The sequence below is a fragment of the Paenibacillus sp. GCM10023252 genome (assembly GCF_042653305.1).
GTDB lineage: Bacteria > Bacillota > Bacilli > Paenibacillales > Paenibacillaceae > Pristimantibacillus.
In genome coordinates this window covers 1-21609 of the sequence record NZ_JBHSHW010000030.1, presented here as the reverse complement: position 1 = coordinate 21609, position 21609 = coordinate 1, and the positions used below count along the sequence as shown (strand labels likewise).

12 protein-coding genes and 1 pseudogene are annotated in these 21609 nt (G+C 48.8%); 3 read left to right on the top strand and 10 right to left on the bottom strand.

Features of this window, described 5'->3' with window-relative positions:
- Positions 1–6: 6 nt before the first annotated feature.
- The 3 genes from ACFO9Q_RS18055 to ACFO9Q_RS18045 form a co-directional block, all read right to left on the bottom strand.
- Positions 7–1791: a hypothetical protein gene (locus ACFO9Q_RS18055; protein ID WP_379184645.1), complete on the bottom strand. Its 1785-nt coding sequence runs from the start codon at positions 1789–1791 to the stop codon at positions 7–9.
- A gap of 192 nt (positions 1792–1983) precedes the next feature.
- Complete coding sequence (locus tag ACFO9Q_RS18050; RefSeq protein ID WP_379184643.1) at positions 1984–3375, bottom strand: NAD(P)-binding domain-containing protein; 1392 nt, start codon at positions 3373–3375, stop codon at positions 1984–1986.
- Positions 3376–3439: 64 nt separating this feature from the next.
- Positions 3440–3886: a MarR family winged helix-turn-helix transcriptional regulator gene (locus tag ACFO9Q_RS18045; RefSeq protein ID WP_379184640.1), complete on the bottom strand. Its 447-nt coding sequence runs from the start codon at positions 3884–3886 to the stop codon at positions 3440–3442.
- 188 nt (positions 3887–4074) lie between these two features.
- Here ACFO9Q_RS18045 and ACFO9Q_RS18040 point away from each other — a divergent pair.
- A pseudogene (locus ACFO9Q_RS18040) lies at positions 4075–4470 on the top strand (aminotransferase class III-fold pyridoxal phosphate-dependent enzyme); the annotation flags it as partial.
- Positions 4467–4829 carry a hypothetical protein gene (locus tag ACFO9Q_RS18035; RefSeq protein WP_379184638.1) on the top strand — a complete coding sequence of 121 codons (363 nt, stop codon included), beginning with the start codon at positions 4467–4469 and terminating at the stop codon, positions 4827–4829. The pseudogene ACFO9Q_RS18040 and the gene ACFO9Q_RS18035, both read left to right, overlap by 4 nt.
- 55 nt (positions 4830–4884) lie before the next feature.
- On the opposite strand, the gene ACFO9Q_RS18030 is transcribed toward ACFO9Q_RS18035, so the two are convergent.
- The 7 genes from ACFO9Q_RS18030 to ACFO9Q_RS18000 all read right to left on the bottom strand — a co-directional run bounded on the left by ACFO9Q_RS18030 (position 4885) and on the right by ACFO9Q_RS18000 (position 20513).
- The gene (locus ACFO9Q_RS18030) at positions 4885–6537 is read right to left on the bottom strand and encodes an alginate lyase family protein (RefSeq protein ID WP_379184636.1); all 1653 of its coding nucleotides are present in this window, start codon (positions 6535–6537) and stop codon (positions 4885–4887) included.
- A 225-nt stretch (positions 6538–6762) separates the two neighbouring features.
- Positions 6763–12867 (bottom strand): DUF7594 domain-containing protein, encoded by a 6105-nt coding sequence (locus ACFO9Q_RS18025; RefSeq protein WP_379184634.1) that lies wholly within the window; start codon positions 12865–12867, stop codon positions 6763–6765.
- Between the two features lie 84 nt (positions 12868–12951).
- On the bottom strand, positions 12952–14601 hold the full coding sequence (locus ACFO9Q_RS18020) for an ABC transporter substrate-binding protein (RefSeq protein ID WP_379184632.1): 1650 nt from the start codon (positions 14599–14601) through the stop codon (positions 12952–12954).
- Between the two features lie 147 nt (positions 14602–14748).
- The gene (locus ACFO9Q_RS18015; RefSeq protein ID WP_379184630.1) at positions 14749–15630 is read right to left on the bottom strand and encodes a carbohydrate ABC transporter permease; all 882 of its coding nucleotides are present in this window, start codon (positions 15628–15630) and stop codon (positions 14749–14751) included.
- Between the two features lie 11 nt (positions 15631–15641).
- Positions 15642–16520, bottom strand: a complete 879-nt coding sequence (locus tag ACFO9Q_RS18010; protein ID WP_379184628.1) for an ABC transporter permease — start codon at positions 16518–16520, stop codon at positions 15642–15644.
- Between the two features lie 303 nt (positions 16521–16823).
- Complete coding sequence (locus tag ACFO9Q_RS18005) at positions 16824–19100, bottom strand: AraC family transcriptional regulator (protein ID WP_379184626.1); 2277 nt, start codon at positions 19098–19100, stop codon at positions 16824–16826.
- Positions 19101–19373: 273 nt separating this feature from the next.
- The gene (locus ACFO9Q_RS18000; RefSeq protein WP_379184624.1) at positions 19374–20513 is read right to left on the bottom strand and encodes a glycoside hydrolase family 88 protein; all 1140 of its coding nucleotides are present in this window, start codon (positions 20511–20513) and stop codon (positions 19374–19376) included.
- Positions 20514–20677: 164 nt separating this feature from the next.
- On the opposite strand from ACFO9Q_RS18000, the gene ACFO9Q_RS17995 reads away from it, so the two are divergent.
- Positions 20678–21517, top strand: a complete 840-nt coding sequence (locus ACFO9Q_RS17995; protein WP_379184622.1) for a helix-turn-helix domain-containing protein — start codon at positions 20678–20680, stop codon at positions 21515–21517.
- Positions 21518–21609: the final 92 nt, after the last annotated feature.

Genomic DNA, 21609 nt, shown 5'->3' with positions numbered 1-21609 from the left:
GGGTAACTAGCCGGACAGCTGGACCGCAATGAGCGTGGAGACCAGGTAGACATTCTCAGCTGTCGGGATACCGGCATGAGGCACGTCCGGCATGTGCTCGGCTGTAGACGATGAGGGGGTCGGGTGCTCCCGGAACGGGCCCGTTCGGAAGCAGATTCTCTGAATCAAGCCGGCGGGCTCTGCTGGCTCGAGCTGTTCCACAACAGGAACATGGTTCACCAGCAGGCTGGCTGTTCGCTGCTCCAGATTGAATATCCATTCCAGCCGATACTCAACCTCTTCGTTGTATACGGCGACGCTCTTCCATTCCCTATTCCTATAGACGCTCAGCGTTCCATGTTGATTCAGCATAAGTCTGAACGGTCTATTCCCTGCTGCATCGGTTAGATCTACCTCCAGCCAGCCGCGATTACTCTGCATGGCCGAGAGAGTGAACGATACGCTTCCATAGGAGAGCGCAGGCAGCACCCGCTCCGCCTTGGCATAATCGTACGGATCGGCATCTCTTAGCTCCAGCACCCGCTTCGTACCCTGGCCTGGCTGCTGCACCCTCACCTTCGTCCAAGCCGGCTCATACACATTCCATTGAGACGGCGGCATTCCTGTCCTATCCTGCTCGAATGTATCGTGAACGGGCCCTGCTTCGGAAGCATGGATGGGTATCGGTATTCGGCTAACCCATATGTCTTCCTTATTCATGCTGTAGGTGATCCAGAGGTTCCGATCTGGCGGTACACCATTCCCCTCCTCGATTCCCCTCACATATTGCAGGCCATAATCCTTGCAGAATCCACTGTATCTCCGCGGCGGCACTTCACCGTTAACAAGCAGCAAGCGGTCGAAGTGAATACCGTCTGTACCTATCGCTGCGGCAAGAGGCCAGCGCCGGCCATTGTCCGCTACCGGGTTATAGATGATTGCATAGCAGCCGTCGCTCGTACGCGCTCCCCACACCTTCGCTCCAGCCATTGTGAAGGTAGGAATGTCGGCGACCTCTGTCCAAGATTGCCCTTGGTCTGCTGACAGCGCCGCCTTCGACCACTTCCATAGCCCAACGGTCATCCCGTCGTCCCTCGTGTACCAGGAGAATGCCTTCTGCCCAGTGACCTCGTAGAATCCATCCGTGCTTCGATCCTCTTCCCACCACTGCAGAGTCATCAGCTTGTCAGCGAGCAGCTCTTCACAGGCCGCGATGAACCCCGAATCCTCACTCTTGTCGTACAAGGCATAGCTCGTATTGGATTCACCCCAGCCTGCATGAATATTATAGCGGATGAAGAAGATGGGACCCATGGACCCATCTCTATACACTTCTCTCACGACCCGCCCGATGCCTCGTCCGTCGTTCGGCATGTCGAACGCCTTCGCATCATGCGACAGTCCATAGAATGCGAGTGCGAGCAGTCGCTCCCCATCTCGAGTTACATAGAATCCCATACGCTGATGGGCAACCGCATAGTCTTCACTGTCAGGAAGCGGGTATGCCGGGAAGCTGACCTCGGGCTTCTCCCAATGCCTGCCGTCCTGCGAAGAGACGATGAGCGTATGGGTAGGCATTCCATTCTCATAGACAGGTGAGCTCAGGTAGGACAGATAGAATCGTTCGTTCCAGTAGGCCAGCATTGGCGCATGATTATAAGTCCAACCGATTCCCTCCGCCATCTCGGGACGCTCCCGATTCGCTCGCAGCACTTGGAAGCTGTGAACACCTGCAGCAAGCGGAAGCCCGCCATCATGACGACTATGGTCTGCCTGGAGGTGACCGGTATATTGAATAGGTATATTATCCATCACATTCCTCTCCCCTTCCTAGATCTAACTCCTATTGTGAGAGCAGTTGGCCATGGAGGGTAGTGAACTTATTGCACGATTACTGAACAAACCTAGTGAAGGCATTTCCCGAAAAAGACGATAACAGGCCATAGAGTCATGCAGCCTTGTTGTTACTTGGCACTGTCTTACAAAATCTGAACACGGCCATGATCAACCGCAGCATGAGGGTATTGTTGGTGCTGAATTAGCAGCTGCTGACCCGCAGCTCGACTGAGGATCCTTGTGAGCTTCAGCCTCGCAGCAGCTGTCGCCGCCGCCGGCACCGACGCCGCATACCCCGGTCTCCGGCAATTCCAGCTCTACTCTGCCCGCAGACTTCATATCCCCCGCTAGCGCCGCTGCGATTGACCTGACTTGCTCATACCCCGTTGCCATCAGGAAGGTCGTTGCCCTGCCGTAGCTTTTCGCTCCCACGATGTAATAATCTTTCTCAGGATGTCGAAGTTCCTTCTCTCCATGAGGCCTAACCGTACCGCAGCTATGCACATTAGGGTCAATTAACGAAGCAAGCTCATATACACTCTCTAGGCTTGGATCAATTGACACTCGCACTTCACGGACGTAGGACAGATCGGGACGAGAGCCGGTATTCACGACGATCTCATCAATGTCAGGAATAACGGTCTTCTTCGATCCCATCGTACCAGCAGCTTGAATCTTACCGTTATTCTTCTCTATTCCTTCTATATAGAACGAGGTCATCACTTCTACAGCACCGGACTCCACCGCTTGTTGTATGCGTTTGCCGAGTTGTCCTCTAGCTGGCAGCCCATCCAGGTCTCTTCCGCCATATACCTCTTCTAGGTTTTGTTTGCGGATAGCCCATACAATCTTCGTATCGTTTGCTTCGTTCTGAAGCTCAGCCAGCTCCAGTAGAGTCTGAATGGCGGAATGCCCGCTTCCGGCAACAAGAACCTTTTTGCTCCGATAACGCCCCTTATCCTTGCCTAATACATCCGGTATTCCGTATAAGATCTGATTCTCCAGAGCTTGCTCTTCCAATGAGTAGATCCCGTCTGAGCGCAGCGGATTCGGATTCGACCACGTCCCCGCAGCATCCATAACCGCCCTTGCTTCGAAAACATGCGGAATCCCATTCCGGACAGCATAGATAGCAAAGGCCAGTTGATGACGGCCGTATGTTTTGACTTTGCTTAACCCTTTACGGGTAATGGCTGTCACTAGGGTATTCAGATGCAGATGCGGGCTGATTTCAGGCAGCTCTGCTAGCGGCTCTAAGTATTGTTCAACCAGCTCACGGCCTGTAGGAATAGCTGCATCCAGCGGAGCTGCCCATCCCGAAGATAGAAGTAATTGTTTTGCTGCTTTATCGATGTTGTACGCCCACGGTGAGAACAGCTTGACGTGCTCCCATTTTCTAATATTAGCCCCGACTGAGCTCCCTGCTTCGATGAGCAGGAAGGGCTCGCCCAACGCATGAAGATGGGCAGCTGCGGCAAGTCCTACAGGTCCAGCACCGATTATGGCAACAGGCAGACGGTTAGCAACTGGCAGACGGTTAAGCGGAATCTCTTTTATCATTTTTGTTCCTCCTCTAGTTTATTTGCAAATTGCAAGTATTGTCGATAAGAAATGGGATAAATCATTATCCCAATGTCGTACAGCATACTTTCGACTTCGCCATGCTTGCATTCAGCAGCTTAATGGAGTTCATAACCATATGTGATTCAAACTCTGACATATGCGAGAACACTTCCTGCAGGTAATCATTCATCTGAGTATCAATAACCGTTGCGATATACTTGCCTTCTGTCGTTAAGGTCAATAGGTTAATTCTGCGGTCATCGGGATGCGGCGTTTTTTTGACTAATCCCAGCTTGACCAGGCTCTGAACCTGGCGGCTGAAGGTGGTAATATCAATCGACAGCGAATCCGCCACCTGCTGGATCGATGGGCGATGCTTACGGTCAATCTCATAGATAATATGACTTTGAATGAGCGAGATATCCATACCACCTGCGGTACAGCAGTTTTTATCCAACAATCCGAACCGACGAGTCATCAGTTGAAACATCTCTCTCAGGTTCTCCACTTGCCTCACCTCTTGCCTTAGTTATACCCTAATTATTTGCAAAATACAAGTAAATAATTAAAGTCAAAACACAATCCTTATTCTTTACAGACTCTTCCTAGTCTGCTAAACTGACCAAAATCAATTGTTAACCAATAGATAGGTTTACGTGGTTAACAATTAACTTAATAGAATAATAGGTGATCGGTTTGATAAAAGATTACGAACATCTAGCAGCCATAAACAAAAGGCACTTATGGCACCCTTTTACACAAATGAAAGACTACTATAACTCGGACCCCCTCATCATTGAGCGTGGAGAAGGCATTATGCTGTATGACCTCCACGGACGCGCTTATTACGATGGCTTCTCCTCCGTCTGGCTTAATGTACATGGACACAACGTGCCTGAGCTCAATCAAGCAATGACGGAGCAGCTAGGACGTGTCGCCCATTCCACCCTGCTCGGCATGGCCAACGTACCCGCAATTGAGCTGGCAGAGAAGCTGGCTGGCATTACTCCCAATGGATTGAACAAAGTGTTCTACTCGGATTCAGGTTCCTCCGGTGTCGAGATTGCGGTCAAAATGGCGTTCCAATATTGGTAACCTGCGAGCTGCATACCGCCTTCGATGATGCCTATCTAGCCCTTGGTGCGAAGCCGCAGCGGCATGGTCTATCGCTTAGATCAGCAGCCGAGTGGTATAGCCTCCTCCACGAATCCGGATTCTCTAATATCCGGTGGGAACGATCCGTTCATCAGGAAGTCTACCCTTCCGCTAGAGACTTCCTGCATGCAGTCAAGGCAATGGGAGCCAGCACGTCAGAAGCAGCTGCTCCGCGCGGTCTCAGCTCGAGATGCTTGTTCGCAGAGATGTACAAGCAATACGAGGCGAGGTTCAGCGTGCCACAAGGCGTTGCTGCCAGCTATGACATGCTATGGATTCAGGGCGTGAATTCTTAATGAGAAGGGAGCCACGGATGATTCCCCGGGCTCCCTTCCATAAGTCGAATCAACCTTAGTTCGACACCTTCACATCATCTATGAAGATAGTTCCTGTGCTGCCCCAGCCCCCTGCGAATTCGACCTGGTTGAAGCTGCTGACTGCCGTCCGGAAGGGAGCATTCGCTGCCTTAGGCTGTCCGTTCACATAGATATCTGCCGTATCCGTCTGAGGGTTCATTACCAGCTTCACCGTATACCAGGTATTGGCTGACAAGGCTTGCACCAGCACATCCGTCCCAGCCGCATTCCTATACACAAGTCCCGCGCTCGTGGTGAACAATTCGGCTGCATAGGTTCCTCCGCTCTTCACACCGAACTTGGCATAGGAGAATAGGGAATTGTGCATCTGCTTCCACTCCACCTCCACCACCCCCTGCTGAACGGGAATATTGTACTGAGCGAAGGATGCTCCTGCCGTATTCGTATCCGTTATTCTCAAGCTTCGATTGGTCGTGCTTGGCGTATTGACAACTGTGGCGCTGGAATTGGCTGAATTATTAATCGTCCAGCCCTGAGGCGCAGTGCCGGCTGTCATCGTGTTGAAGTTCTCATCAAGTAGCGTCATGCCGCCCTTCATCAAGGTTGGCATCGCCCAAGCATAATGGTGACCTATAACGACCAGAGGACGCTTCTGTGCCGCGTAGGCTGCATAAGCAGGATCATTGTAGTAATTGGACATGGCCTCGAACAGATTGTTGGGCCATTTGTTGGTTGCCGAAGGTACCATTGGATTCGCGTAATGCGGCCATTGGCTTGGATTCTGTACATAATACAATAAATAATCCAGCGCGCTCTTCAGCGTCTTGCCGCTTGGCGATGTCCAGGTGAATAGATTCGTTCCTGTCGCCTCCTTCGCTATATGAGCAGCAGCTGTTATCGGTGCGAGTGCGAAGTAGGTATACCATATCCCCATATCTCCACGCGCTGTCTCATGCGGCATGGATCCGTCGGATGCAATCGAGGTGTCTATTTTATTCCTGAGCCGCGTAATCTCGTTGTTGACATTCACCGTATCATCCAAGTAATAATAAGCGCTGATCGCACCGTAGTTGCCCCAGTCTCCCCAGTTGTTGGAATTATCCTTGATTAGATTAGCGGCCTTGCTAAGGTATACATTCTGCAGCCAGATCTCGAACTGCGCCTTCCCGCCCCAGCCCGCATAATTCCGCAGCAGCTCCGCCGTATGAATCAGGCCAACACCCGCATAGGTCATGACAAGTGTGCCATCGAAGCCGCTGACATCTTGATTGTTGAAGGCCCAGGCATTCAGATAAGCCTTGGCCTTGTCCGCATAGGCAGTATTGCCTGTTATTCGATAGGCAACCGCGTTCGTATAGGCCGCATTGACATCCACCTGAAGAGCGCTCGAAGCAGCCTGATGACCTGCAGTATCCTGATAATAGCCCGGCACATTGAAGTTGGACACCGCGCTTGTCGGCTCATTCGCATAGCTGTCTGCACGAGCAATCACGTCATTCTTGGCATCCACCCAAGGCTGGATCTGCTTGTCTACGTTCCTTGCTGCAGAGAGAATCTGCGACTCGGAGTGCATGCCTCCCGAGTGTGTATAGGCAGATACGCCATTGCTTAGTGCTGCCGAGCTGATGAACAGGACGGCCATTGCTGCAGATAAGGTTTTCCTTAATAATCCAGTTGTCACCATCATCCCTCATTCCAATGAATTTAGTTATGCATGAACCAACTGCCGCTTGCCTTACACTTGCCTTGTATGGCCATTTGTTAGTGTAGACATCACCCCCCCAATTAATGTAAGCGCTGTCATAAAAAGCTGTTGAATATGGCACAACAATCGTTATGCTGTGCCATATCCCTTAGAACGGTATTCGCTTAGACTGCCTTAAATGTGCTGCTTGATTCCTATCACCCAAGCCTATATGTGCGTAGCCATGAACGATACCGTACCTGTCGATTCGTCATAGGTGGCTTTAGGAATCTTCGTTACTTTGCCGTCACCGGTTACATACCAGAAGTCAATATGATTGGGCTTCTCCAGCTCCGCCTCTGTCGGAGTATATGGAATCGTCACCGTTACCGCGGATTTTTTGTTAATCCACTCTATTGGCGACCCATCTACTAACAATTGCAGCTTCAACAACGGCTTGCTTCCTACCTTCCTCTGCTCGGAGGCGCTGAGCTGACTCTTATCTGCTTCCTCTATGACAATCTCAACCGTTGAAGCTCCAGTCAACTTGTGCTTCGACAACATACCGTCAGCCAGGGTAAGGGTACCAAGCTCGGTACGGACTTCCAAGCTTGAAGTGCCTGTTGCAGGAGCAAACCAGGAATAAGGAAGCTGCAGACTGTACGAAGCAGTATTGGCTGCCGGCTTGATCTTAATGATGCCTGTCTTCATCCCCTCGCTATCAGCTGTCACTTGACTGAGCAGGGTATTAAGTACAGTCTGGGCAATGACACCTGTGGCACGATTGTCCTGCAAGGTCGGCTGAATCTCAACAGCTCCTTGAACGGGTACCGGGTTCGTGTCTGGATCTGGATCTGGATCTGGATCCGGGTCTGGATCTGGATCAGCATCAACACCGGTTACCCCAATCTCGGTGAAGCTGTTCCATCCACTGGCAGAGTTCCCGCGCCCAACGACACGCATATATCTGGCGTTAACTGGGTCGAAGGTGAAGGCCTGCGCTTCCAACGTTGTGCCGCTGCTTACACCTGTGTATACGTTGGTCCAGTTCGTCTTGTCGGTCGATACCATAATCTCGAAGTTCGCTGTTCTGGCAGCGCCGCTGCCGAAGGCTATGAGCACCTCATTAATTTTTTTGACCGTTCCAAAATCATACTGAATCCATGCGCCGTTAGGCAGCAGCGCCCAGTAAGTAGACAGGTTATTATCCAAGGTGGTGTAGTTGCCTGTATTCGGATCAATTAATCCGCCTGCAGCGGTTGGACCTGAATACTCGGATTCTTCAACCTTATCCACATGGACGTTTCCTTTGCCTGTGTTCAGTTCCATATTGTATTTGAAAATATAGGTCCTGTGGTTGTTCCCATCCTCAGACGTGACATCGACCTTAAACTCACCAGGCAATTTGCTCGGTGCCGTAATGTTAACCTCCGCGTAGCTGTCTGATGGAATGACCGTTAGTTGCGGAGGAACAGAGGTTTTTAAGGTGAATTCATAGTTCAACGTCTCTGGAGAGAAGCCGCTCATCAAAATGCCATTGGCGTATACACCCGCAAGACTGGCATCCGTTCCTTCTTCTCTTTCGCTGTCTATCACTTCTGTCACTTCGGTTGTCAGTTGGTCAATATCTACGGTTATTTTTTGGTTGCCCGCCTCAAAAGTGTAGACCGAGCCTACTTGACTGATCAGGCTGACCTGTGTAGGCGTTGCCGCTTTATCGGACCATGCAAACGCGGATACATTTTGCCACGAATCGGCTGTCTTCTGCATACGATAAGCAAGCTTCTGCGATAATACGTTATCGCGTCCGTAATAATTCACTTTCTCAGCTTTTACCTGAGTACCCTCAGGAGTTAGCGGAGTAAATTCCAGCTTCGATTCTTTACCTACCGTTAGATATCTATTTCCTGTTTTGATAAAGCTGTTTTGTTCCGGGAAGAATCGCAATTCCAGATTCTGCGGATCATTCAGCGCAAGATCATCCAGTACGATCAGAATGTTCGGCTTCACGAAGACCATATGTCTCCTGTACTTTGTGAGTCCTTTGTTCTCATGATATTGGGATGCTGAATCTCCTACGAAGTAGTCATACACAGGTGTCGTCTCAAACTTGTCAATGGTAGGCGCACTTCCTTGATTCAGCATCTGCTGCGTATCTCCGCCGCCCCATGTGGGGCCGTTGCCCAGCTCCGGATCCGCATTCTGGTCTCCCAGCTGACCGAGCCCATTAATGAGAAGAGTATTGTGGTTGCTGGTATACTTGGATGCATAACCATCATCCTTAATCAGCCATTCCCCGCTTCCGAACAGGCTGAAGTGATTCTGATCCGGATGGACATGGCCCGCGTTCCCATATCCGGCTGTACTGCCCGGGTTTAATTCAAGGGCCTGCCAGCCAACATACGGACCGGATTTGAATGTAATCAGAGATTCATCTCCGGACCAATCGCTGCGTGCATAGACCAGTCCCAGATCCTCGAACAGCTTGGTGGAAGGCTTGCCTGCTGCTGCAGGATCTACCGGCTGTACCGAAGGATCATAGAAGAGCATATCGCCGAAGTCCATCGAGTTTCTTGTATCTATGCCTTTTGCCGTATACTGGTCTACCAGCCATTGTGCCGTTCCATCTCTATACAATCTGGCAATATTTCTCAGAAGTGAGTTATTGGTCTGCCCGAAGTTATCTCGGTACGTATCTTCTAGATCAACCATAATATTAGAGCTGGTGCTCGAGTTAATCGGAATCTGGTTGTATAGTCTATAGTCGAACGTTTTCTGCATGGCCTCGGAATCAAAATAATCGATGCCAACAATTTTCTTGGCAACTTCCATGTACTTGAACAATCCGTTAATTCCATAGCTCCAGTATCCTGGCCCTTCTTGGCTGCTGCCATCATGAGCATGATATCCAAGAATATTGTCCATCTTCTCAATGACTAGATTGAACCATCTCTTGGCTTCAGGGTATTCTCCATAGATAGCCGCACCGACCAGCTCAAGACTTCCCATTGTCAGCCACAGCTTATTATTCAAGTAGCTGTACATGAGCCAGTTATACTGTTCATTCTCACCGGCCAGGGTATCATACATATACTCACCCATATAAATCAGCTTATCGAGAATCGCTTTCTTGTCGGTTGCATTCAAGCTGTCATACAGCCAATCATACACAGATGCAAGTGATTCTAATTGATGGGCTGCAATAGCATCCCGATTCAGATTCCACTGTGTGTTAGTGGGGGCCGTATTTCTATCCCAAGTCGGATAGCTGACAGAAGCTTTGGCCCATTGAATCGCTGCCATGAGATACTTATTCGGATCTTGAGGCGCTTGCGCAGCTGTGTCAGATGTAACCAAGATGGTGTCAAACTTCAGCTTCGTATACTTGAACTTGATATTCAGATTATGATTCCCTGCTGAGAGACCGTTCACAGTCCCCGCCTTCACCCATTGCCATTCTTGAGCTTTGTTAATAGTTGGTTCTACAGCCGAATAGGCTCCTCCATCCAAGCTATAATAGAAGCTCCCTCTGGCGATATTATCGGTCTTCACTCTGACCCAAATGTCATAGCTTCCTGTATTGGAATGGAACGAATAGCTGATATCGCCGGGCGATCCGCTTGCTGGAAGGGCCGCTGCATCTGCGCCAGATTTTACAGTTGCATACTTAGTCCTGGAGGCTGTTGTATCATCCGAATATACGATCATCGGAGCTGTTATCTGCGCATCCTCCACCTCTGCCCAATGCTGTTCAACGCCTAGTCCTGAAGGATTCACAGTAGGATCAGAAGTAATCATGAGCTTATCCAGCTTCGTATTCGTCATGATCTTCAGTACATGCTCTCCCTCAGAGAGAGAGGCATAATCGGCTGCTCTCACCCAATGCCATCCACCGGCTGCAATAGCTGGCGCCTGCACATAATCCTCAATATCGGCCGCCAAGTGAAGGACCGGATTCGAGGAATCGGCATATACTCTTGCCCATACCGTATAAGCCTGTGTAGCAGCCAGAGTAACCTTGTACTCCAGGTCTGCATGCTCTGCCGGAGACGGCAGCTCAGTGACAGCTGTTTTGCCTGTCACGGCATATTTGCCACCCGAAGCTTGGGGATCGGCCGATACGGCTGCATTGCCATGCAGCATACCTTCCTCTGCTTCGTACCATCTCGTTTCGACTACGGATGACTTTTGATTCAGGACAGCTGCAGCTGCAAGATTTTGTGTGGTATAGGCAACGAATTTCTGCCAGGATTCATCAGCGCTTCCAGTGGAATAATTAGCAGCAGGCGGCTGCTTCAGCAGCTCACTGTCCATCTGCTGCACATATCTGTCCCATACCGATTTATGTGTTCCACCAGGGAGTATGGCTGCCTTCAGCTCTGCTACTCTGTCTTGATCTAAGAATAGCTTGGGATGAACATTTGCATATTGGTTCAACGTATCTTGGCTGATATTAGGTACATTTTCTGCAAAATCCCGCGCTGGCTTAGTTGGTGCATAAGCCGGATTCGGAATTGGCCCGGCCGCAAACGTATTCGTCATCATATCCTCAACTTGAATAAGGCCTTTGCTATCTTTCAGGGTATTGCCATCCAATTTAATTTTGTTGCTTACGCCTCTGAGCGGATTCTGGAATTCAAGGTTGAGCTGATTCCCGCTTAAGCTCGCCTTATCCCATGGAGTCAAGTCTTTGTAGCTTGCACCATTATCACTAGAGATTTGAATCGCGCTTTTCAGATTGGCGCCTTCAACAAGCGCTGGCGTATCGCTGAACGTAATCGCCACATTTTTCTGGAAATTGCTAACCTCCACATTGGTCATCGCGAATTGAGCGCCGTAGATGTCCCTGGTAACAACAAGGAATGGCTGCTGACCCACGTATCTCTCCTTGGTTTTTACATTTCTTTGTGTGCCGCCTAATGCTTTTACCAATATAATATTGGCCTTCTTGTTCAAGGCTTTCTGAGCAAGGACATAGGCGGTAATATCTGCTTCGTAATAGCCTTGTTCCGCACCCATCGTGAATTCAGCTACTTTGTCGCCATAGGCGCCATTATCCGGTCTGGTGTTCCATGTAAGCGTCGTCTCGCTCCAGGTGTCGGTCTCAACCGCATAGACGGAGACCGTTGATGTCTCTGTATTGGGTTCACTGAACAACTTAAGCTTAACACGCAAGTCTTCTGTATCTGCTGGCACGGACGATAGATCGAAGCGCATGTACCCTCTTCTGGATGAAGTAAGCTGTGCATTATCTTCTCTTAGTATAATTTGATGCGGTGATTCTGCTCCATTGTAGTTGTTGTCTCTCTCTCCATCTCTGCTGGACACCCAAGCATCGGCTTCTGGAAGGAAGCTAACCACATCCACCGTATTAACAACCACATTTTCCCCAACTAACGCAGAGGATACGATATCCGCTCCATTGCTGTTGTTCTTCTCATCCTTGATTCCATTTGTCAGAATTTTAATTCGGTTGTTGTTGCCATAGATAGGATTGACAAGATTAATGATCAGTTGATTCCCTGCTAGAGAGACGGAATCTCCTTCAGCTAATGCCTGATAGTTAATACCATTATTTGACAGCATTACCTTGCTCTTCAGGCTGCCGCCTGTGGCATCATATACTGGCTCATCGAAGCTTAAGGTAACCTGCTTGAAGTCACTGCTGACTGACGAGGATACCAGGGCCGGCGCCGCCTGATCCTTAGACACAACAAGGAACGGCTGCTGACCAACATATCTCTCCCTGGTCTTCAGATTTCTCTGTATACCGCCCAGTTGATTCATCAGAATGATATTTGCTTTCTTGTTACTCGCTTTCTGAGCAAGGACATAGGAGGTAATATCTGCCTCATAATAGCCCTGCTCCATACCCATCGTGAATTCGGCTACCTTGGCGCCGTAATTCCCATTGTCCGGTCTGGTGTTCCACGTAATGGTTGTCTCATTCCACGTATCGGTCTCAACCGCATAGGCAGAGATGATAGAGGATCCTGTATTGGATTCGCTGAATAACTTCAGCTTAACGCTTACGCCCGCGGTATCCTCAGGCACGGAAGCTAAGTCGAAGCGCATATAGCCTCTTCTGGATGAAGTAAGCTCAGCATTGTCTTCTCTTAATATAATCTGATGCGGGGATACAGCACCGTTATAGTTCGTGTCCGTCTCACCTGCTCGACTGGATACCCAGGCATCCGCTTCCGGCAATATGCTTGCAACCTCCGCTGCATGCACGGTGCTGTCCAGAGCAGGGATATACGAAGTCAGCATAGCTGCGAGTAATGGCAGAACGACCATTTTTCTTAGCAGTCTATTGTTTCTTCTGGTTAACATTAATGTGCCTCCTTATTATTTCAGCTGCAGGTCTAGGGTAACCAAGGGGGCCGCTTACGCGGTCCCCAGGCTGCCTCTTATTCCTTAACGAGCATTGTAGCGGTCTAGCGCCTTCTGATAGATGCCTACTGCTTCTTCGATACCCATCGATTTCAATTGTTCGACGAAGCGGTCGTAGTTATCCAGCGGCTCTGCGCCCATAACGAACTTAATGACCATCTCGTCACGGTAAGTCGTAACGTCATTCATAATGGATGACAGCTTCTGGCTCTCTTCCGGCGACGGAGTAACAGGCGGCATACGTCTCTCATTTGTCGGAGCGCTCCAGTTAGCAATCGAATCCTTCAGCTCTTGCGTCTTCCAAGAATATTGCTCGTTGAATCGGATATCAGTCAGAGTCGGTAAGCCCACCGAGTATTGAGCCAGAGCATGCGACATTGGCAGTCCATCCGGATTTTTCGTAATTTGCTCATTGTAAGTAGGGTATCCGTTAATCATGTCGTACGACTCCCCTTCAATTCCGAAGATGAGCAGCAAGCGACCTTCATCGGAATAGCGATAGTCGAGATACTTCACGGTTTCGATTGGATTTTTGTTGGCTGTTGTTATGCCTGTTCCCATGCCTGCATAATTATTGTCTTTCTGGCCGAATAACGGCTTGTCACCCTTGTTCAATACGGGAAGCGGTGTACCGACCAGCTTGTAATTCTTGTTCTTCTCTGCCATCAGCTGATTGTATTTGCCAACGCCTCCGCCTGCGAGGAGAATAGACGAACCCATACGGTCACCCGTCATCTTGGCATCGAACAATTGCAGATCGGTTGTAGCGAACTCTTTGTCCATCAGACCTTCCTTGTACCACTTGTTAAGCGTGGTGACATATTCCTTGAAGCCAGGCTCCAGAGCGCCGTACTTCACTTTTCCGTCCTCGTGATACCAGTTATAGCCAACTCCCCATGCTCCAAGCAGGAAGCTGGATTCCTTCAGCCACCAGCCGTTATCGGGATGGAACGGAATTTCATCCGGCTTGCCGTTGCCATTCGGATCTTTTTCTTTAAACGCTTTCAATACCTGATACCATTCGTCAACCGTAGTCGGCGTCGACAGGCCCAGCTTATCCAGCCAATCCTGACGGATAACAGGGCCCACGAACGTAAGGCCTCTTGGATCCGTGCTTAGGTTAGGGAAGGCATAGATCTTGCCGCTGTCCGTGGAGATTTGCTTCTTGATGTCAGGGTTTTCCTTCAGAATCTTAGACAGATTCGGAGCATGCTCCTCTATCAAGTCATTCAGCTCGATTAAGACACCGTCATTGAGTGCCTTCTCCGGTCCTCCAGGGAAACCGTTCAGCCAGTTGAAGTCGATAATATCCGTATACTTGCCAGAAGCGATCATCAGATTCAGAGACTGCAGATCCTGGCCTTCTCCGGCCGGCGGATGCTCGTACTTCACCTTCACACCGGTACGCTTCTCAAGCTCCTGCAAGCTTTTATGTTCGGATAGGTTGGACATCGTTGCGCCAGCTTCATTGCTTAATCTAGTGTAATAGGTAAGACTGGTGAGCGCAGGCGGCGCTTCGTTCTGCTCAGGCGCTTGCGACTGAGCTGGCTTATTGGTCGCCGTATTGTTCCCACCGTTCGAGTTGTTGCCGCTGCAAGCGCTTAATACGGTAACCGCCATGGCTGCTGTCAGCACACAGGATGTCCATTTCTTCGATTTGAAGCTTTGTCTCATTCAACTCATCCCCTTATGCAATTTGTGAAGCTCATCCACAATATATAGAATGAGCCTCTAGAAATAAACCATATAATAGACGCTTCAGCTATCATAAAGCCGTTTTCGGCCCTATCAAAAGGTGCTAAATCGCTTTCCTTCCCAGCGTTACCCTTTGATTGCGCCTACCATGACGCCCTTAACAAAATACTTCTGCAGGAACGGGTAGATGACCAGCACTGGTGTGGATACCACGATAATGGCTGCGTACTTAATCGTGTTGGAGATGAACTCCTTATCGCTTATTCCTACCGAGGTCGTCATATTGTTCACATCCTCGAGAATCAGAATCTCTCGCAATATTAACTGCACCGGATACAGATCCCGATCCCTCAAGTAGATCAGAGCGCTGAAGTATGAATTCCAATGGGCAACCCCATAGAACAGAATCATAACCGCAATGACCGGAGTCGATAACGGGATAATAATTCGGATGAAGACCGTCCAATCATTCGCCCCATCCATCTTCGCGGATTCCTCCAGGCTGTCAGGTATGCCCAGGAAGGCCGTTCTCATGACAATTAGATTGAACACACTTACGAGTACAGGTACAATAAGCGACCAACGCGTGTCATACATGCCCAGATCATTCACAACGAGGAAGGTCGGAATAAGTCCTCCGCTGAAAAACATCGTAAATGTGATGATCATCATCATCGGGTCTCTCAGCATGACATTTTTCCTCGATAGAGCAAATGCCCCCAGACTTGTAAAGATGAGATTAAGCGCTGTTCCTACGATGACGTAGAAAAGCGTATTCATATAGCTGGTTGCAATCATCGGATTATTAAACAATAGTCGATAGGCTTCCAAGGAAAACCCCTTCGCCCCCAGCAGCAGTCCTCGATGCTCTGCAAACAAGGAGGCTTCGGATATCGACGCAACCAGTACATAGTAAAACGGGTAGATGGTAATGATGCACAAGAACGCGAGTAACGCATAATTCGCAATATGAAATGCACGTTCAGATATAGACTTGCTCTCAATCATACGTCTGCCTCCTACCACAATTTGGTATCTGTATACTTCCGGCTAAGCATATTAGCTCCGATCAGCAGCATGAAGTTCAATACAGAATTGAACAATCCGACCGCGGCGCTATAGCTGTAGTTCGTCTCCAAGAGACCCTTGCGATAGACATAAGTGGAGATGGTATCTGCGGTCTCGAACATGACAGGACTATACAATAGAATAATCTTATCCGCTCCAACGCTCATGAAGTGGCCAATATTCAGAATGAATAAAATAATAATAGTCGGCGCAATGCCAGGAATCGTAATATGGATCATCTGCTTGAATCTGGTAGCGCCATCGACTCTGGATGCTTCATATAGAGCCGGGTCAATGCCCGCCATCGCCGCCAAATAAATTATCGAGCCCCAGCCAATTCCTTGCCAGATTCCCGACCCAACATATAGAAATCTAAACCACTCAGGACCGTTCAGGAAAAACTTCGGTTCCAGTCCTACTAATTCGAGTAATTGATTAACAAGTCCTTCCAATGAGAAGAAGTCCTTGGTCATGCCCACAACGACAACTACCGAGATGAAGTGCGGAATATACGTAATCGTTTGAACAGCTCGCTTGAACAGTGCTTTTCTTACCTCGTTCAAGAGCAAAGCAAGCACAATTGGTGCAGGGAAGCCAAAAATCAGCTCATAAAAGCTGAGCATTAGCGTGTTTTTCAACACTCTCCAAAAATAAAAGCTGCTAAAAAACTGCTGGAAATGCTCAAGTCCCACCCAAGGGCTCTCCGAGATTCCTCTGGCAACCGAATAGTTCTTGAATGCAATCTGTGCGCCATACATAGGTAAGTAACTAAATATGGCAAAATACGCGATAACCGGCAGTAACATTAAGTAAATCAACTTGTTTCTCATCAGATCTTTCCTTAATCGATTGAAGAAACCAGCCTTGCGCTGCACCGAGACAGAGAGATGGGCCGGCGCTGTTTCTGACTCGAATGGTAATGGCATGCATGTCACCCTTTCTTCCGAATTAGGTTGATTGTAATCCCGTACTCACGAATAACCAATCATCAATAAGCGTCTTAGCTATCGGATTGCCAAGTAGGCGACTATCAATTCGTGACTTCTACCTGCAATATTCCATATTGAGGCCAAAAAAAGAGCTCTACGTCACTGCTCAACAGGTGCGAGCAGTATCGTAGAGCTCTAGGCGCATTAGCTTGATCTCGCTTGCTGCCTGAACTTCCCGGGTGTAATGCCTTCATGCTTCTTGAATATACGAATAAGGCCGATATCGGTAGAATAACCAAGCTTACGGGATATATCAAGAATCGTTAGATCCGTCTCCTTAAGCAGCATCTTCGCCTCATCCACTCTGATCTTGGCGATATAATTGGTTAATGTATCTCCCGTATGCTGCTTGAACAACCGCGATACATACTTGGGTGACAAGTCCAGATGCTCGGCTGCACTCTCCAGACCCAGCATACCGTCATACACATGCTCCTCAAGGTATTCAAGCAGACGATTCATCATCTGGTGATTCGGATCATCGCGGTCCTGCTTCAGATAGGTGCATAGACCGCTGTACATCCGCTTAATCTCATTGAACATATCCGGGAAGGTGGCGTACTCGGCAAGTCTGGTATCGGGTGCTTCCTCTCCATAGACGTCTCGATACTGCAAGTTCAGTCCTTGAAGACATCTCAGAAGCGTGCTGACCAGATTGTACATTAGCCACTTGCCAAGCTCTGGAGAGAGCGTTCCGACATGGAAGTTAGTGGAATATACATGATCCAGCAATTCGGATACCTGCTCCTCCTCCGCATGCTTGACCAGATTAATGATTCGCCCCTCAGTCTCGACGGAGTAGACGTAGCTCTTCTCCACCTTCTCAATCTCACTGAAGAAGAATAAGAACTTATCGTTGGTGAGCCATCTATACTCCATGGTCATCTGTGCTTGTGAGTAGCAGGTGCCGATAGAGCTTGAATCTGGCATGCTGTCGCTGAGGGCGGCGGTAATATAGATCGAGAATCGGTTAGCAAGTGTATCGCTCATGACGGTCAGAGCGTCCAGCATATGCGCCTTCCACTCCTGATCGTCGTAATTATGATTGACGAGACAACCAATCTGATCGCGCTCCATCTCCGCAGACAAGGTGCACATTCCCTTCGACCTCAGAAGCTCGTGTAAGATATTGGTTGTAATGAAGCGGACAAAAGCCCACTGCTGCTCGGAGTCGTCACGAATAAAATCATTGCAGTCATTAATATCAATTAACAAAATGGCATAGCTCGCCCCTTCGTAGGCTTCGCCTAGCATGTCGAGCGAGGATTCCTTGAACTCCTCCTTGTCGACCCGCCCGCGAATAAGCCGCTGTGCAAAGCTGGATTGAATAAGCGGAAACTGCTTCTGCAGACGGTGCTTCAGATTCAGCTCTTCGTCCATCATCTTCTCGAAGGAAGACTTGATTGTATCCCATTCATTGCCGTTCGAGGAGAAGGATACGCCCTCGGGAGCTTGGGGCCGCAGCATCCGCAGCAAAGTGCTGAGTGGATTATAGTTCCTTCTTGCAACATAATAAGCGAGTACCATGCCCAGCAACAAGTAGAATCCTGCAGCGGCGAGTGCCCCGCGCTTGACCTTGTTAACCGGCTCCATGAAGGATTCCTTCGGCATGGTCGTCACATAGGTCCAGCCGCTCTGATCTGACTCTTCATAAGTTACCATCATGTTCTCGCCGTTGATGACCTGCTCAATTGAGGATGCTCCTTGCGGCAAGGATCTATCGGACAGCGGATAATTCTCCAGGCTATTCCTGCCTGTGCTCATCAGCAAGCGCTTCTGAGGGTCCAAGATATAGATCGACGTATCGCTCAAGCTCTGCATGAGCTCGCTATTGTTCAGCAGCTTGGACTGATCCAGCAGGATATGCAGATTTCCCTTCGCATTCTTAATGTCAGTAACCGGAAGTGATTGTGTGAAGGTAATAAGCTTCTTGCCATTCCTCGTCTCCAGCATAGGAGTGAATTGCTGATAGGAGTAAGTACGGATATAGGTCTCATACCATTCCTCGTAGGAGATCCCTTGATAAGCCAGCTCATTCTCGTAGTAGAACGCCATATCTTTTTTGCCTCTGCCGGTAATCATCGTGTTCGTATCCTTAATGCTCAGTGTATAGCTGTCAATGATAGAGGATATCGGCTCATACTTGCCTATCTCAGTCATCAGCTGATAGGCTTCATACTCTGTATCGGGATCATTCCTTGAATAGCTGCTTAATATCGTATGTATTTCTGTATTCAAGGAGAATAGAACGGAGAATTGCTGAACCTCTTTTACACGGCTGTCGACATATTGCCTAAGCTGAGTAACAATGGCGCTGCTCGCTTGCACCGCATTGTTATAGATGATCGATTCTAGCTGTACATACATCATTCCGCCGATTACAACAGGAAGCATAAGGAAGAGCAGATTGGATATCAACATACGATAGAACACGCTCTTGCGGCTATGGACGATACGCTGCCAGTTACGAATCGAGATGACCTCCCTCCCAATATTTGAATAATGCCCCTATCATTTCATAAGCATTATTTACTAATAAGCTCATCTCACTCCCCATCATACTGTTTTTTACTGCGTTATACTATTCATTCGATAGACAGAGGTCGTGTATGACATAAAAAGGCCTTGCAAGACACTTTCGCATCTTACACAGGCCTATAGTAGAAGGATCTTGAGAAGACGCCTCGGCTGTCCTTAAGCTTGCAGCAGCTGCTTCAGCTTGCTGATCGCTTCAACATAATAATAATCTCCGTAGATCAGGGACTTATTATCAACTTCCGCTCTCTCGAAGTTGCCGGAATGGAACGCTGCGGTGCCGTTGGTTAGAATACATTCGTCTGAATCATCCCAGACGGCGCATGTCTCATCGAGCGCCCGCAGAATCTGAATGGCAGACTGGAGATACAGAGCCTGCTCTGCTTCCGGAACCGCCTTGGCTATCTCAATAAGCCCGCAGGCCGTAATTGCTCCAGAGCTGCTGTCGAGCAGCTTGGAATCCGCAGGCTGTCTGTAGTCGCATGGCGGAACATATCCACGTAGTGCCAGGCAAGATAATACATAGTGCGCGATTCTCTTGGCTGTGTGCAGATACTCTGGCTTCTGAGTCCAGTGATACGCTTGCGCGAAGCCATAGATCGCCCAGCTCTGGCCTCTAGCCCAAGAGGAACCGCTTACATAACCTTGCCCTCTTGGAATATCTACAACCTCGCCCGTCTGCTCATTGAATATAACAATATGATTAACCGATCCATCTGCTCGAACAAAATCGTTGATCGTCTTATCTGCATGCATCGTGCCGATATGCGTGAATCGCGCATCCTTGCTCTGCTCGCTGGCCCAGAAGAGCAGCGGAATGTTCATCATGCAATCAATGATGGCCCAGCCCGCGTTATCTTCGCCGTTCCATGCACGAATGTATCCTCCTGAAATATTAGCTCGTGCAGACAGCACATTGGCCGCCAGCATCGCTCTCTTTCTCGCCTTCTCATCTCCGGTCAACTCGTAATTCATCACACTGGATAACAGCCACATGAAGCCTACATCATGATGCAGCCCATCATATCCGTACAGTACCTCATCCATCTTGGCTTCCATACTCTGGGCGTATCGCTTGAACGACTCTTGCTTGGTAGCACCGTACATCTGCCACAATATGCCGGTCCAGAACGTATTCGTCCACCAGTCCATCGTATCCTGCCAATCATCGTATTGCCCGTTACGCGACGTATAGGGCATGCTGTCCTTAATGCGCTCGGAGGTAACCTTGACTTTCGATTCTATCTTATCCCAAGTCTCCTGAATGAATGACTCATTTGCTTGCAATACTGCTTGCATGTATTGTCCTCCGTTTCAACTATTCCGTGATGATAAGCTGTTGACTTGCCTACAGGAATAGTATAATGAGAAGCAAAAAGAACCGATATGGTATTCCTTGCGGGAAAGATTGCATAACTTGCTATTCACTCGGTACCGATACAACTATGAAGGAGGATGAAGCTATGAATGAGTTATTATCATCGATTAACATTCGCAACTCTTTCTTTATCTACTCTCATAACCTAACTACGAGTCCTCATGACAATCAGCACTCCACCTATACGCTTGAGCAATACGAGATCTACTACTTAATATCCGGGAACGTCGTCTATCAGGTGCAGAATCACAGCTACACGCTAAGTCCGGGTGATCTGCTCATTATTAATAACAAGGAAATGCATCGGCCTTACTTCACATCCGATTCCAGCTACGAGAGGATTATTATCTTTTTCCGACCCGAATTTTGCAGCCATTATAGCCATGAAGGTTATCCTCTCCTGCAATACTTTGAACGCAAGAAGCCCGGAAGCTTCAACCTTCTTCCCAGCCAATTCATTGAGCAGCATCAGCTGATTCGTTATTTCAACGAGATTGAGGAGCATCAGCGGAGCGGACTTCCAGAGAGCAGCATTCTAATTGAATTGACGTTCATCAGGCTGATCATTGAGATCAATCGTATCATTACAGCCCATATCCAAGCTTTTGAGCTCGAAGGTGACAGCAATGCCAAGATTGAGCAGATCATCAACTATATTCACCAACACTTGTATACTCCGCTGACTCTTCAGCATATTGAGGACCGCTTCTTCATCAATCGGTATTACTTCTCCCATTTGTTCAAGAGAACAACCGGCTGCAGCTTCAAGCAGTACATTATCCACAAGCGTATTGCCAAGGCGATTGAGCTGCTTAAGCTATCCGTGCCTCCATCCGAGGTGTGCAGACTGACGGGATTCCAGGATTACTCCAACTTCTACAAAACGTTCAAAAAAATTACCGGCTCATCCCCGGCCAATTACTAGCTCGTAAGTCGGCTCGCTGAAATAAGGGGGCTGTCTCAAAAGTAGGTGTGCTCACTTGAGGAGACAGCTCGCTAGGATGGAATAGTTGCAAA

What these genes read in the sequence shown, in the direction of transcription:
- ACFO9Q_RS18055 (WP_379184645.1), bottom strand. Translation starts at nt 1,791, where the DNA reads ATGGATAATATACCTATTCAATATACCGGTCACCTCCAGGCAGACCAT.
- ACFO9Q_RS18050 (WP_379184643.1), bottom strand. Translation starts at nt 3,375, where the DNA reads ATGATAAAAGAGATTCCGCTTAACCGTCTGCCAGTTGCTAACCGTCTG.
- ACFO9Q_RS18030 (WP_379184636.1), bottom strand. Translation starts at nt 6,537, where the DNA reads ATGATGGTGACAACTGGATTATTAAGGAAAACCTTATCTGCAGCAATG.
- ACFO9Q_RS18025 (WP_379184634.1), bottom strand. Translation starts at nt 12,867, where the DNA reads ATGTTAACCAGAAGAAACAATAGACTGCTAAGAAAAATGGTCGTTCTG.
- ACFO9Q_RS18020 (WP_379184632.1), bottom strand. Translation starts at nt 14,601, where the DNA reads ATGAGACAAAGCTTCAAATCGAAGAAATGGACATCCTGTGTGCTGACA.
- ACFO9Q_RS18015 (WP_379184630.1), bottom strand. Translation starts at nt 15,630, where the DNA reads ATGATTGAGAGCAAGTCTATATCTGAACGTGCATTTCATATTGCGAAT.
- ACFO9Q_RS18010 (WP_379184628.1), bottom strand. Translation starts at nt 16,520, where the DNA reads ATGAGAAACAAGTTGATTTACTTAATGTTACTGCCGGTTATCGCGTAT.
- ACFO9Q_RS18005 (WP_379184626.1), bottom strand. Translation starts at nt 19,100, where the DNA reads ATGTTGATATCCAATCTGCTCTTCCTTATGCTTCCTGTTGTAATCGGC.
- ACFO9Q_RS18000 (WP_379184624.1), bottom strand. Translation starts at nt 20,513, where the DNA reads ATGCAAGCAGTATTGCAAGCAAATGAGTCATTCATTCAGGAGACTTGG.
- ACFO9Q_RS17995 (WP_379184622.1), top strand. Translation starts at nt 20,678, where the DNA reads ATGAATGAGTTATTATCATCGATTAACATTCGCAACTCTTTCTTTATC.